The sequence below is a fragment of the Sphingomonas sp. dw_22 genome (genome assembly GCF_018449795.1).
Lineage (GTDB): Bacteria > Pseudomonadota > Alphaproteobacteria > Sphingomonadales > Sphingomonadaceae > Sphingomonas.
In genome coordinates, this window is record NZ_JAAVVE010000001.1 from 200029 (window position 1) to 212062 (window position 12034).

A 12034-nucleotide genomic window follows, 5' to 3' on the forward strand; every position below is an offset into this window, starting at 1 on the left:
GATCGCGAAAGAGACTGCAAGGCCATATGCCCGTGCCGGAACCAGACCGGCACGGGTCTTTTTTTGCCCATCGCCGGAAGGGTGACGGCCGCCGGACGTTCGCTATGGGCGGCTGGTTCTCAGCCCGCTTTCGGAGCGGAGATGCGGTAAAGCGGACATCACACTCTGGGTTCCAGCATCGGCGTCTCGTCGCGGCGCAGGGTCAAGACTTCGACGCCAGTCCTCGTCACCGCGACCGTATGCTCGAATTGGGCGGAGAGCTTCCGATCGTTGGTCACGACCGTCCATCCGTCGCTCTCGGTCGAGACCTTGCGGGTGCCCTGGTTGACCATCGGCTCGATGGTGAAAACCATGCCCTCGCGCAGCTTCAGGCCCGTTCCCGGCCGTCCGAAATTGAGCACCTGCGGATCCTCGTGCATCTCGCGGCCGATGCCGTGCCCGCAATATTCCCGCACGACCGAATAGCCGTTCTTCTTGGCATGCCGCTCGATCGCGAAGCCGATGTCCCCCAGATGCGCTCCGGGCCGCACCTGTCCTATGCCTTGCCACATCGCCTCCTGGGCGACCCGCACGAGCCGCCGCGCGGCGGGTGGAGCGTTGCCGACCAGATAGGTCTTGCTCGAATCCGCGATGAAGCCGTTCTTTTCGAGCGTGATGTCGAGATTGATGATGTCGCCGTCGCGGATAATTTCCTGGTCGTCGGGCACGCCGTGGCAGACGACATGATTGATCGAGCAGTTCAGGACATATTTGAAGCCATATTGCCCCTTGCTCGCCGGCCGGGCCGCGAGGTCCATAGTGATGAAGCGGTCGACCAGATCGTTGACCTCCATGGTCGACATGCCGGCGAGTTCCTGCCCGTCCAGCATCTCGAAGACGGATGCCAGCATCCTGCCCGATATGCGCATGAGCGCCAGTTCGTCCGGGGTCTTCACCATGTCAGGCGGCCGCGACCTCCGCGAGACGCACATGCGCCGCCGCGAACTGCATCTTGACGATGTCGTTGAAGGACAGCGTCGGATTGGCTTCGGCCAGCATGCCGATCTTCATCCAGAATTCGGCCTGTGCATTGATCGACCGGCACATCACATTGCTGGCCCGACGGGCTTCCTCGTGCAGGTCGTCGTCGATTTTCACGATGCCCATGGATGTCTCTTAAACTTGATCAACATACGAACCATATATGGTTCGTATACTCCTCAGTCAATCGGATGCTATGAACACGTAGCGGGCTGTCGCTGCATCCCGTTCAAGACGAGACCGGGAGCTGAATGAACGGCGGAGTTTGGGCGACTATCTCGCGATCCAGCGGACCAAATTTGAGCAGCTACCGGCCACAGACAATTTCGCCATCCCGGCGCGAGCCGGGATGGCGATGAAGATACTGAAATCAGCGGTGCGTGACTGCACTCAGAACTTGAAACGAAGCCCCAGGCGATAGGTCCGGCCGATCAGGTCATAGGGCGCGGCGGTACCGAACGACGTGCCGCTGCTGGGGATCGGCTCGGGCTGACGGTCGAACAGATTCTCCACCACGCCGAACAGTGTCACCTTGCGATTGCCGAGGCTGATGTCGTAATTCTCGGCGAGCTCGAAATACCACACCGGGTCGACATGGTTGAGATCGTCGGCGATGCCCGTGCGGCTGGTCTCGGGCTGGTTGGTGAGCTTGCCCGAACCCAGATAGCGCGCCGTCAGGGTCGTCCGGCTCGGCCCGAGGGCATAGGTGGCGGTCATCAGGCCGCGCCACTTCAGGCTGCCGACAGTGCCCAGCGCCGCGGGAGCCGAATCGCCGGGCAGGTTGGTCTCATCCTTCAGCCGCTGCGAGACCAGCACGCGCAGGTTGATCGCGCCGGGCAGCTTCTCCGAGATGTCGCTGAGGCTGGCGCGATAGCTCGCCTCGTAATCGATGCCCTCCACGGCCACATTCTGGGCGTTGATGCCGCTGGTGAAGATGGTGGCATTCACCAGGTTGGTAGCACCCGGCGCGAGGACGATCGAGCTGCAGGCCGCCGGGTTCTGCGGCCGGTTGAAGCCATAGCACATGTCGATGATCTGCTGGGCGCCGACCGAGGTGATCGCGTCCTTGATGTCGATCTTGTACCAATCCACCGAGAGGCTGAAGCCGCGCAGCCATTGGGGGCTGTAGATGCCGCCCGCGGTCCAAGTATCGGCGATTTCCGGCGTCAGGTTCGGATTGCCGCCGCTCAGGGTGATGTTGGGCACCTGCGGGCTGCCGGGCTGAGTCCGATCCAGATAGGCGTTCACGAACTGGCTGCTGGGAGCGAATAGATCGTTGAGGTTCGGCGCCCGGATATCGCGCGAGCGGGTGCCGCGCAGGCGCAGCCCATCGATCACTTCCCAGTTCAGGCCGGCCTTCCAGGTCGTCACCGCGCCGCTGGTCGAATAGTCCGTCCGGCGAACCGCGCCGTTGAACTCCAGGCTCCTCGCCACGACCGAATCCTTCAGCAGCGGCACCAGCACCTCGCCGAAGAACTCCTTCACATTATAGCCGTTAGAGCCGCCCTTGAAGTTGCCCACGTTCCAGAGCGACTGGAGCGAATAATCGTCGGCGGTCGAGGAAAAGGACTCCTTGCGATATTCGAAGCCCGCGGCGATCGAGACCGGGCCGGCCCAGGTGGAGAAGGGATTATACTGGGCGTCGATCGACCAGACATCCTGGTAGAAATCGAGATCCTGACGCGTCTGCAGCCCTTCGCTATAGCCCGTGACCCAGGCGACGGAGGCTGCGCCCAGCGATCCCTCGCCAAACAGGTTCATCGGCACGCAGCCATTGCCCGGATTGGTGAGCGTGGAGCGGCAGATCGGTGCGCCCGCCGCGACGCCCGCCACGCCGCCCGTCGCCGGATTGGCGATGGCGTCGATGGCCAGGTTGAAGCGGCTGGGGATCAGGTTGTTGTCGCGGGTGTACCACACGTCGCTATGGCCGCGCTGATAATAGGCCCGCCACTTGCCGCTGCCGAGGAAGCTGCCCTCCAGCGCCGCCAGGATGCGGTCCTGACGCCGGTAATAGCCCGCCTCGCCGATATGGGTTCCGGGCGTGTTCGTCATATCATAGAACAACCGGTTCATCTGGAACGAGGTGGCGCCCGCCGTATCCATCGCCTGCTGTACCGACACCGGGATGAAGGGATTGTCCCGGGTGATGTTGATGGCGGTGGAACCCTGGCGGTTATAGACCGCCGACCAGTTGACCGTGTCATCCCCCGCGTAGCCCGCCTCGACGATGGCGGTGATGTTGTCGGTCAGCTCGAAGCTGAGCCGGCCATAGGTGCTCCAATGCTTGTCATCGGGCATCAGCGACCCGCGGCCGGACATCGGCTCCACCGTGCCGCCGGCCTGTACCTGGCCCTGCTGGATCGGCCCGAAGACGAACGTGCCGACCGACCCGCCCGGGCCGAACACCATCCCCTTCAGCGGCCCCGTGGCGATCACGCCGCCCGGCGTGCTGTTGTAGCCGGCATCGGTGCGCACGATCTGGCCGGGCTGGCCGTTGGTCGCCGTCCAGTCCGGATTGTTCATCAGGCGAAGGCCCGGCTGGAACCAGTCGCGGGTATGATCGGCGAAATCGATCCCCTGCCCGTTGAAATAGGATCCGCTGAGCAGGATATGGCCCCGGTCGCCGGCGAATTTCGCGCCATAAGCGAGATCGGCGGAGAAGACCCTGCCGTCGGCATAGTCGGTCTGGCTGACGTTCACGCTGCCCTTTAGGCCGGTGAACTTGGTGTCCAGGATGAAGTTGACGACGCCGGCAACTGCATCCGAACCATAGGCCGCCGAAGCGCCGCCCGTCACCACATCGACCCGCTGCACGAGGTTCTGCGGCAGCAGGTTGATGTCCACCGCCGGAGACATGCCCGAGCCGACGACGCGGCGGCCGTCAAGCAGCACCAGCGTGCGGGTGACGCCCAGATCGCGGGCGCTCAACTGGTTCGCGCCGCCAGTGGCGTTGGCGAACAAGGTCGTGGTGCGCGGCGTGTTGCCCGTGCCCATCGAGGGCAACTGATTGATATAGTCGGCGATATTAGTCGGATTGCGCTCCGCGATGTCCTCGGCGCTCAGAACGGTGGTCGGCGTCGGAGCGTCATTGCCGTTGCGCACGATGCGCGAGCCGGTAACGACCAGTTCCTCCACCGGCGCGGGAGCCTCCTGCGGCTCGGCCACGGCGTCGGCCTCCGAAGCGCTCGGGCGATCCTGGCCGCGGGACGTGCTCTCGAAGCTCACGGGCTGGCGCCGGACGCTTATGGGCTGAGGCTGGGGCTCGCCGACTTTCCGCAAGGTGAGGACCGCACCGCCCTCGACGCGCAGGCCCGTGCCCTGGAGCAGGGCTTGCAGGGCGGCATTGGGTTGCAGGCTGCCGCGGACGCCCTTCGTCCGCTTGCCCGCCACCAACGAGCTGGAGAAGATGATCTCCTGGTTCGCCTGCCGGGCGAAGGCGTTCAGCGCGCTGCCCAGATCCCCCGCGGAAATGTCGAAATTTCGAATCTGCTGCGCGGCCGCCGCCGGCGTAGCCGCAATCCAAAGCACCATTGCCGCCGAGCTGCAGCCATAGATCGAGAAACGCCCCCTGTTGCGCATTTAGACCCTCCACGCCGCGTTCATCGCGGTTTCCGTTTCATGAGACGCAGAGGAAACTCGATCCCGCCAAAAAAATGTCACATGACGGCCGAAAGGCTCCGGCGGCACGGAGCCGCCCGGTTGAAATCTCCTGAATTGCCGGTCCGGATCGCGGCTGTGTCGTCTGCTACCCCGGACCGGAAAGGCGGCCGGCGGGGTCCACGACCAGGACAAGGCGCGTGCGGCCGGTTCCCGTGATCGGCGGCGAGCGGTGGATGATCGGATCGCGGGGTGCCCAGGTCCGTCCCTTGAACATCGCCACCGCGCCTGTGCCCAGCGTGCGAACCCGGTGCGGCGCCGGCGGCACGCCTGCCGCGAGATGTGCCGCCGCCTGGGCATCGAGCCATTCCGTGCCGGGGCCCGAATAGGTCGTAATCATCCGCGCGGTCACATAATCGGCATGGAAACGCCGACATGCATTGCCGGTCACCTGTTCGAGCCTGATCTCCACCGAGGGCAGGTCCATGACCCGGGCATAGCGCTCCGCCAGGGCCGCGATGTCCGCCGCCAGAAGCGCGAGCCCCGCCTGACGGCAACCGGCTTCCTCGAACGCGAGGCGCATCTCGCGAGCGACGTTCCCGACATCCGCGGTGAAGCGGACGAACTCGACATCGCCGAAATCGAGCGCGTCGAGCACCGCCGATAGACCGGCGGGCAAGGCCCGCTCCCAGATCGCGAGATTGATGCCGGGCAGCAACAGGGCGCCGAGGATCGAGGGCGCATCACCGGCGGCAACATGCACCGGAACATCGGCGCCGCGCGTCTCGAGATCGGCAAGCATCACGCCGGCTCCGGCGCGCACACGCCCCAGGCGGGGAACGGATCGTCGAGACCGGCCCAGAGCTGCGGCGTGAGCGCGGTCGAACGTAGAAGGCAGGCGTCGAGATCCGCGCGGATCCTGGCTTCATCCATGTCGATTCCGATGAACACCAGCTCCTGGCGGCGATCGCCCCAGACCGGATCCCAATGCTGGCCGACATGTCGATCGAACGCCTCCTGCTCCGGCCAGCGCTCGCGCGGCACCGCGGCCCACCAGCGCCCAAGCGCCGCCGTCGTCGTCTGCGCGCCGGCCTGGGCGAGCTCGCCCACCCAATCGGGCCGCGTGGCCAGCCAGAAATGCCCCTTGGCACGGATCACGCCCGGCCAGTGCGCGGTGGCGAAGGCATGGAACTTGCGCGGATCGAAGGGCTGGCGGGCACGATAGACGAAGCTCTCGATCCCGAATTCCTCGGTCTCAGGCCGATGCGACGCGAAGCCGTACAGCTCCTTGGCCCAGAGCGGATGCGTCTCCGCGCTGTCCGGATCGAACAGGCCGGTTTCGAGGATCGCATCGAGCGGAACGCGACCCCAGCTCGCCTCGACGATGCGGGCATCGACGTTGAGCGAAGCGACGAGCTTGCGGACGACTGCGAGCTGTTCGGGCGCTACCGCGTCGGCCTTGTTGATGACCACGACATCGGCGAACTCGATCTGCTCGACAAGCAGGCCGACCAGGCTGCGCCGATCGTCCTCGCCCAGCGATTCGCCGCGATCGGCAAGGAAGTCCTGGCTCGAATAATCCCGCAGCAGATTGAGCGCATCGACCACGGTGACCATCGTATCGAGCCGCGCCACCTGCGACAGGCTCACGCCCTGCTCATCCTCGAACGAGAAGGTCGCCGCAACCGGCAGCGGCTCGGAGATGCCGGTGCTCTCGATCACGAGATCGTCGAACCCGCCCGCCTCCGCGAGCGCACGCACTTCGTGCAGCAGATCCTCGCGCAGCGTGCAGCAGATACAGCCGTTGGTCATCTCGACCAGCGTCTCCTCGGCCCGCGCGAGCGCCGCCTCGCCGCCGCGGACGAGGTCCGCGTCGATGTTCACTTCCGACATGTCGTTGACGATGACCGCAACGCGGCGGCCTTCGCGATTGGCGAGGATGTGGTTGAGGAGCGTGGTCTTGCCCGCGCCCAGGAAGCCGGAAAGGACCGTGACCGGCAGGCGATTGTCGTTCGTCATATGGGCCCCCTTAGAGAATGGGCTGCGCGACCAGCGCCGCTTCCCGCTCGCATTGCGCACGGTCGGGCACGGTTGCAGCGGCGCTGCCGCGCAGCGCCGCCAGTTCGGCACGCGCCGCCGCAAGATCGGCCTGGAACTCGGGCGAGCCGGCCATGGCGGTCAGCGTCGCGCCGGCGGACAGCCGCCCACCTTCCACCGCACTGGCATTGTGCACCCCGCAGACGATCCGGCTCTCGCCAAAGGCGCGGCCCCGCGCGAGGATCGCGGTCGCCCGATCGGGCGCGAGTTGCGCCAGCAGCGTCGCCCAGGTCCAGCCGAGCGTGGTGTGGCCGGAGGGATAGTCGAAGCTACCCTGGAGCTGCACCGCCGGCTGGCAGACGGCGCCGCTGTCGATCTGGTAGGGCCGCAACCGGCGATAATGGTCTTTCGCGATTCCCGTGGCATGCCCGGTATCGGCGGACGCGCGCGCCACCAGGGCGGCGAGACGGGGCGCGTTCTCGGGCGTGAGCACGACACCCACGGCGCAACTGAAGTCCCGCATCATATCCGCCTGCCCGGTCTTCACGTCGTTGACGGCGAGCTTCCAGCGCGGGGTGTCGAGGAGCGCGCGCGTGGTCTTGTAGATCGCGCGATCGGCTTCATAGCGCGCATCGCCCCGCTCGGGCGCGGGCGGCAGCACCGCGAGAATGTCGAAGCTGCCCAGCGCCAGATAGCCCGCCGGGTGGGACTGGGCCATCGCGATCGTGGCGGCCGCGGGCAAGGCAATGGTGGCCAGGGCGAAAATGAGTTTTCCGAACCTCACCGGATTTTCTCCTGCCACGTGGCGGCCGTCCGCGCACGGCGGCCTGGACGCTGCTGTCGCAGCTTGACGAACGCCGCCGACAGGCCGGTACGGGGCTTGGCAAATCTCATGGGCATATCCCTTTTCGGTTGCACGCTACGATATCGGTTGCACTGAATGATATGTTGTATCATTACACGACTCGTTATGCAGGAATCCATCGAAAAGACAAGCGGAACCAATCCGGCCGCGACACTACGCACGGACTGGATCGAGCGCGCGGCGGTCGGGGCGTCCCTGCTCTGCCTGGTGCATTGCCTCGCGCTGCCGCTGCTGATCGCCGCGCTGCCCGCGCTGTCGAATATCCTGGCGATGCCGGAGAGCATCCATCTCTGGATACTCGCGTTCGCGGTGCCGACCTCGCTGCTGGCCTTACTCACCGGCCGGGCACGCCATGGCGCGATCTGGCCGGTCGTCATCGGCATCGCCGGACTGGCCCTGCTCGCGCTCGGCACCCTGGTCTGGGGAAAGACCGCCGCGGAAACCCCGATAACCGTGGCCGGCAGCCTGTCGCTAGCGCTGGCGCACATCCTGAACTGGCGGCTTCGCCATGCGCGGCACAGCCATGGCTAAGGCGCCAAGGCGTCCCGCCGGCGAGTTGCGCGAGCGCGTCCTGCGGATGCTCCAACATTCGAAGCGGCCGCTGAGCGGCTTCGAGCTGACCGACCGGCTGGGCGAACGCGGCAAACGTCTGCATCACAGCCAGATATTCCGCGCGCTCGATCAGCTATGCCGCAGCCAGATCATTCGGAAGGTCGCGCTGACCAGCAGCTATGCCTTTGGCGGGGACACCCGGCAGGTCAGCCTGCTCTGCTCGGCCTGCGGCGAAATCGTGGCGGTAGAGGCCGAGGCCGGCTTCGCCCTGCTCGATCGACTGGCGGCGTCGAACCGCTTCATGGTCGGCAGCTATGTCGTCGAGGTGCCGGGCATTTGCCGGAAATGCGGCGATGCCCGGCGCCCGGATCAGGATCCCAGCCAGGAATAGGCCCTGCGCACATAGGGATCATTGTCGCGGAGCACCGACAACAGCCCCTTTTTTGGCTTGCCGCGCCCGCTCGATCGCGTGCCGACGCTGCCCGCCATGCGCTCCACGCGGATGTCGGGATCGGCGACCCGGGCGCCGCCGAAGGACGGCCCGCCCATATCCCCGCGCGTCGTCGCCTGCGCAGGGGACGCAGCGAGCGCGAACCCGCAGGCCATGGTCAGGAAGACAGCGTACCGCATCGAATTTTCTCCACTGGTGATACTCGAAATCGGAACCGCGGCATCGCTAACGCACCGAAGCGCCGCTCATCTGGAAGAACAGGCCGTTGTCGCCCTTGTTCTGCAGGCCGAAAATGCCGGTGACGTTCACCAGCCGCTCGACAAAGGCGATCGGCTTGGCGGTACGCACCTCGACCACTTCGTTCGGTTCGCCCGGAGGACAGAAGGCGCAGACCGGCGTGTATTTGGACAACAGGAAATGCGTGCCCCGCGTCGCGGTATCGAGCGGCATGATGAAGCCCGTCAGGGTGATGCTCTTGCCCGCCAGCGCCTTCACCGCCGGCGGATGCGTCGCGGTGAAGATGCCCTGCGCTTCGTTCATTCCGATCCGCGTCGTCCGCAGCGTGGCCCAGAGCGGCGAGCGGCCCTGCGGCAAGTGCGCCTGTGCCTGGCGCTCGCCGGCACCCTGGCTCTGCGCGCCGACCGGCGCCGGCAGCATTGCCGCGAGCGCGATGAAGGGGAGAACGGCCTTGCGCATCTAGCTCACCTTTGCTTGGTCGAGACGATAGAAAAGCCCCTGCTCGCTACGCCGCACGAGGTGGAGCCGGCCTTCGACCGCAATCGGCCCCTGCGTGTAGTCGAACGGCTTCAGCGCGAAGACCTCGATCGCTTCGGTCGGCTCGTTGGGAGGGCAGAAGGGGCAGCCGGAGCTGCGCCGCGTGATGACGAAATGCGCGGAATGGGTCGTCGCCTCGATCGGGAGCATATAGCCCATGATCGAGACATGCGCGCCCTCCATCTTGGCCATGCTGGGGCTGAAATCCGCGCGATACTCGCCCTTTGCCTCGTCGGCGGTGATCTTGGCATCGTGGAACATGCCCCAGCGCGCATCGTCCTCGTGATCGAGCGTGCCGTTTCCGTTCGGGCCCCATCGCCGCACCGTGCCGCCGGGATAGAATTGGGCGGACGCGGGCGCCGCGCCGCAAATGCCGAGCAGCAATCCTGCGATCAGGAGAAACTTCCCATTCATGCGCGTAACACCTGTGCTGGCCGGACCCGATAGGCTGCGAATGCCGGCAGCAGCGCCGCCAGCAGCGACAATGTCATCGCCGCCGCGACGATGATCGCGTCCGCCGCGCCCACCGGCGGCAGGGCGATCGCAGGCCCGCCTCCGTTCGCGACGACATGCGCCGCAAAGGCCGCGGCCGCCCGTCCGATGAGCAGGCCGAGAATGCCGCCCGCCAAGCCTAGCAGCAGCGCTTCCAACAGCACCATGCGCAGCAGCCGGCCCGGCCCGCTGCCGAGTGCCCGCAGCAGCGCCAATTCGCGCTGGCGCTCCTGGACCGCCGTCAACAGTGCGACGAAGAAGCCCAGCGCGGACAAAGCGAGCAATCCGATACCGAACGCGCGCAACACCTCCGTACCCGTACCGAGCAGCTTGTTGAGACGGTTGAGCTCGAGCGCCGGGACCGCCGTCTGCACATTGGGGGTGGTCTTGAGCAGCCGCGGGACCATCAAGGCGCCCATCACGGAACGGTAACGCACCAGCACGGCGGTAACTTCCCTGCCCACTTCGGGATAGGTATCGGTCTCGCCGCCGCCCGTGCGTTCGGCGGCGACCGCGGCGGCGTGCTCGGCATTTTCCCGCTCATGGACCTTCCAGACGCTGGCGATGTCGGTCAGCGCCAGACGGTCGATCACCGCGCCCGTGGGCGCCAATATGCCGACGACGCGATAGGGGCTGTGATCGTGGCGCTCGCCACCGCGCGCCAGCCCATGCTCGCCCACGAACATGTCGCCGACCTTCAGCCCCTGCGTGCGGGCGACTTCGGCGCCCAGCACCGCCTCGAGCGGCGCGTGCCACCACTGCCCCCCGGCAAGCCTCGCGCCGTAGAGCGCCCCATAATCGGGACTGGTGCCGACGATCCGATATCCGGCGAGATTGTCGCCGAGCGAGAGGGGGATCGCATCCTTGACGAGCATGTTGTCCTTAAGACGGGTGAGCAGCGCCAGCGGGATATTGCCGGTGGGCTGATCGATCTGGAATACCGACGACAGGATGATCTGGAGCGGGCTGCCCTTGCCGCTCACCACCAGGTCGATCCCAGCGAGATCGCGGGTGAAACGCTCGTCGATCCCCGTATCGATGGCCAGCAGCGCCACGACCACGGCGACGCCGAGCGCGAGCGATAGGACGTGAAACGCCCAGCCGAGCGGCTTGCGGCAGATCGAGGCCCAGATCAGCTTGACCAGCATCAGGCAGGCTCCACCGTCGCGACATTGGCCAGGCGCGCCTTGACCCGCGCGTCATGGGTGGCGATCACCAGCGCCGCATCGCTTTCCTCGGTGGCGCGCAGCAGCAGCGAAAGCACGGCCTCGCATGCCTCGTCGTCCAGGCTGGCGGTCGGCTCGTCGGCCAGGATCAGTTGCGGCTCCATCAGCATCGCACGCGCGATCGCAGTGCGCTGCGCCTCGTCGCGGCTGAGCTTCTCCGCGGGCGCGTGCATCCGTGCGGCAAGCCCCAACCCCTCCAGCAGCCTGGCGGCCCGGATACGGTCCTGCCGCGCGCCCGTCGCATAGGGGGCGAGCAACAGGTTATCGAGCGCACTCAATCCCGGCACCAGATGCAGATCCTGGAAGATCAGGCCGATATGGCGGCCCCGATGCCGGTCGCGTGCGCGCGGCTTGAGCCGCGTCACCTCTTCCTCGGCGATATGCACCGAGCCCGACAGCCGGTCGGCGAGCCCGGCGATGGCCAGGAGCAAGGTCGTCTTGCCCGCACCCGAGGCGCCGGCAAGCACCGCCGCTTCGCCGCCCCGCAGGGAAAGATACCCCAGCCGTGCGACGGCATGGCCGCGATACCCGGCGACGAGATCGTCTACCGCGAGCATCGCGCGGCCCATTGGCGAAGCTGGTCCGTGCCGAGAAGGCCGCGCTTCGTCCCGCAAACCTGCCCGTTGCGATCGATGGCGACGGTAAGGGGAAGAGCCGCCCCCTTCCCTCCCCAATCGGCGAGCACGCTTGCCGGCTCCCGGGCATCCGCAAACGCATCGACCTTCGGTCGCCCCGCGGCCGCCAGCGCCCGGCGTGCCGCGGCCGGCGGATCGATCGCAAGCGTGACGACCCGCAGCGGCTTCGCCGCGCGCTCAAGCTCCGGAATACGGCGCAATTCGGCACGGCAGGAGACGCACCAACTCGCCCACAGGACGACGACCGCGGGTCGCGGCAGCGCCGTCGGCACACCATCGACATTCGCTACCGCCACAGGAGGATGCAGTGCCGTGAGCGCGATAAAGGCCAAAGCAGCGAGCATCTTTGCGGCCCGATATCCTTAAAAAATTGCGATATGTTGCA

At 66.4% G+C, this 12034-nt stretch carries 14 protein-coding genes; 2 read left to right on the plus strand and 12 right to left on the minus strand.

Annotated features, from left to right (window positions below; all coding sequences use genetic code 11):
• Window positions 1-158 precede the first annotated feature (158 nt).
• The 6 genes from map to HB724_RS00795 all read right to left on the minus strand — a co-directional run bounded on the left by map (window position 159) and on the right by HB724_RS00795 (window position 7438).
• The gene (gene map / locus HB724_RS00770; protein ID WP_213978985.1) at window positions 159-938 is read right to left on the minus strand and encodes a type I methionyl aminopeptidase; all 780 of its coding nucleotides are present in this window, start codon (window positions 936-938) and stop codon (window positions 159-161) included.
• A 1-nt stretch (window position 939) separates the two neighbouring features.
• Window positions 940-1146: a ParD-like family protein gene (locus HB724_RS00775; protein WP_213978986.1), complete on the minus strand. Its 207-nt coding sequence runs from the start codon at window positions 1144-1146 to the stop codon at window positions 940-942.
• A 264-nt stretch (window positions 1147-1410) separates the two neighbouring features.
• Window positions 1411-4551, minus strand: a complete 3141-nt coding sequence (locus HB724_RS00780) for a TonB-dependent receptor (protein WP_213978987.1) — start codon at window positions 4549-4551, stop codon at window positions 1411-1413.
• Between the two features lie 214 nt (window positions 4552-4765).
• Window positions 4766-5419, minus strand: a complete 654-nt coding sequence (locus HB724_RS00785; RefSeq protein ID WP_213978988.1) for a DUF1826 domain-containing protein — start codon at window positions 5417-5419, stop codon at window positions 4766-4768.
• Window positions 5419-6636: a zinc metallochaperone GTPase ZigA gene (zigA, locus tag HB724_RS00790; RefSeq protein WP_213978989.1), complete on the minus strand. Its 1218-nt coding sequence runs from the start codon at window positions 6634-6636 to the stop codon at window positions 5419-5421. The genes HB724_RS00785 and zigA overlap by 1 nt, the downstream gene beginning before the upstream one ends.
• Before the next feature lie 10 nt (window positions 6637-6646).
• Window positions 6647-7438 carry a phosphatase PAP2 family protein gene (locus tag HB724_RS00795; RefSeq protein ID WP_346344636.1) on the minus strand — a complete coding sequence of 264 codons (792 nt, stop codon included), beginning with the start codon at window positions 7436-7438 and terminating at the stop codon, window positions 6647-6649.
• A 186-nt stretch (window positions 7439-7624) separates the two neighbouring features.
• On the opposite strand from HB724_RS00795, the gene HB724_RS00800 reads away from it, so the two are divergent.
• Window positions 7625-8050 (plus strand): MerC domain-containing protein, encoded by a 426-nt coding sequence (locus HB724_RS00800; protein WP_213978990.1) that lies wholly within the window; start codon window positions 7625-7627, stop codon window positions 8048-8050.
• Complete coding sequence (locus HB724_RS00805; RefSeq protein WP_213978991.1) at window positions 8043-8462, plus strand: transcriptional repressor; 420 nt, start codon at window positions 8043-8045, stop codon at window positions 8460-8462. Before HB724_RS00800 ends, HB724_RS00805 begins: the two co-directional genes overlap by 8 nt.
• On the opposite strand, the gene HB724_RS00810 is transcribed toward HB724_RS00805, so the two are convergent.
• Genes HB724_RS00810 through HB724_RS00835 form a run of 6 tightly spaced genes read right to left on the minus strand, consistent with a single transcriptional unit; the run spans window position 8441 to window position 11993 of the window.
• Window positions 8441-8701, minus strand: a complete 261-nt coding sequence (locus HB724_RS00810) for a hypothetical protein (protein WP_213978992.1) — start codon at window positions 8699-8701, stop codon at window positions 8441-8443. The genes HB724_RS00805 and HB724_RS00810 overlap by 22 nt on opposite strands.
• 46 nt (window positions 8702-8747) lie before the next feature.
• Window positions 8748-9218, minus strand: coding sequence for a DUF3299 domain-containing protein (locus tag HB724_RS00815; protein ID WP_213978993.1), 471 nt, complete (start codon window positions 9216-9218; stop codon window positions 8748-8750).
• Entirely contained in the window at window positions 9219-9710 is a 492-nt protein-coding gene (locus HB724_RS00820) for a DUF3299 domain-containing protein (protein ID WP_213978994.1), read from the minus strand.
• On the minus strand, window positions 9707-10936 hold the full coding sequence (locus HB724_RS00825; protein WP_213978995.1) for an ABC transporter permease: 1230 nt from the start codon (window positions 10934-10936) through the stop codon (window positions 9707-9709). Before HB724_RS00825 ends, HB724_RS00820 begins: the two co-directional genes overlap by 4 nt.
• Window positions 10936-11571, minus strand: a complete 636-nt coding sequence (locus HB724_RS00830; protein ID WP_213978996.1) for an ATP-binding cassette domain-containing protein — start codon at window positions 11569-11571, stop codon at window positions 10936-10938. Before HB724_RS00830 ends, HB724_RS00825 begins: the two co-directional genes overlap by 1 nt.
• Window positions 11559-11993, minus strand: a complete 435-nt coding sequence (locus HB724_RS00835) for a TlpA disulfide reductase family protein (RefSeq protein WP_213978997.1) — start codon at window positions 11991-11993, stop codon at window positions 11559-11561. Before HB724_RS00835 ends, HB724_RS00830 begins: the two co-directional genes overlap by 13 nt.
• Window positions 11994-12034 lie beyond the last annotated feature (41 nt).

What these genes read in the sequence shown, in the direction of transcription:
- map (WP_213978985.1), bottom strand. Translation starts at nt 938, where the DNA reads ATGGTGAAGACCCCGGACGAACTGGCGCTCATGCGCATATCGGGCAGG.
- HB724_RS00775 (WP_213978986.1), bottom strand. Translation starts at nt 1,146, where the DNA reads ATGGGCATCGTGAAAATCGACGACGACCTGCACGAGGAAGCCCGTCGG.
- HB724_RS00780 (WP_213978987.1), bottom strand. Translation starts at nt 4,551, where the DNA reads ATGGTGCTTTGGATTGCGGCTACGCCGGCGGCGGCCGCGCAGCAGATT.
- HB724_RS00785 (WP_213978988.1), bottom strand. Translation starts at nt 5,419, where the DNA reads ATGCTTGCCGATCTCGAGACGCGCGGCGCCGATGTTCCGGTGCATGTT.
- zigA (WP_213978989.1), bottom strand. Translation starts at nt 6,636, where the DNA reads ATGACGAACGACAATCGCCTGCCGGTCACGGTCCTTTCCGGCTTCCTG.
- HB724_RS00800 (WP_213978990.1), top strand. Translation starts at nt 7,625, where the DNA reads ATGCAGGAATCCATCGAAAAGACAAGCGGAACCAATCCGGCCGCGACA.
- HB724_RS00805 (WP_213978991.1), top strand. Translation starts at nt 8,043, where the DNA reads ATGGCTAAGGCGCCAAGGCGTCCCGCCGGCGAGTTGCGCGAGCGCGTC.
- HB724_RS00810 (WP_213978992.1), bottom strand. Translation starts at nt 8,701, where the DNA reads ATGCGGTACGCTGTCTTCCTGACCATGGCCTGCGGGTTCGCGCTCGCT.
- HB724_RS00815 (WP_213978993.1), bottom strand. Translation starts at nt 9,218, where the DNA reads ATGCGCAAGGCCGTTCTCCCCTTCATCGCGCTCGCGGCAATGCTGCCG.
- HB724_RS00820 (WP_213978994.1), bottom strand. Translation starts at nt 9,710, where the DNA reads ATGAATGGGAAGTTTCTCCTGATCGCAGGATTGCTGCTCGGCATTTGC.
- HB724_RS00825 (WP_213978995.1), bottom strand. Translation starts at nt 10,936, where the DNA reads ATGCTGGTCAAGCTGATCTGGGCCTCGATCTGCCGCAAGCCGCTCGGC.
- HB724_RS00830 (WP_213978996.1), bottom strand. Translation starts at nt 11,571, where the DNA reads ATGCTCGCGGTAGACGATCTCGTCGCCGGGTATCGCGGCCATGCCGTC.
- HB724_RS00835 (WP_213978997.1), bottom strand. Translation starts at nt 11,993, where the DNA reads ATGCTCGCTGCTTTGGCCTTTATCGCGCTCACGGCACTGCATCCTCCT.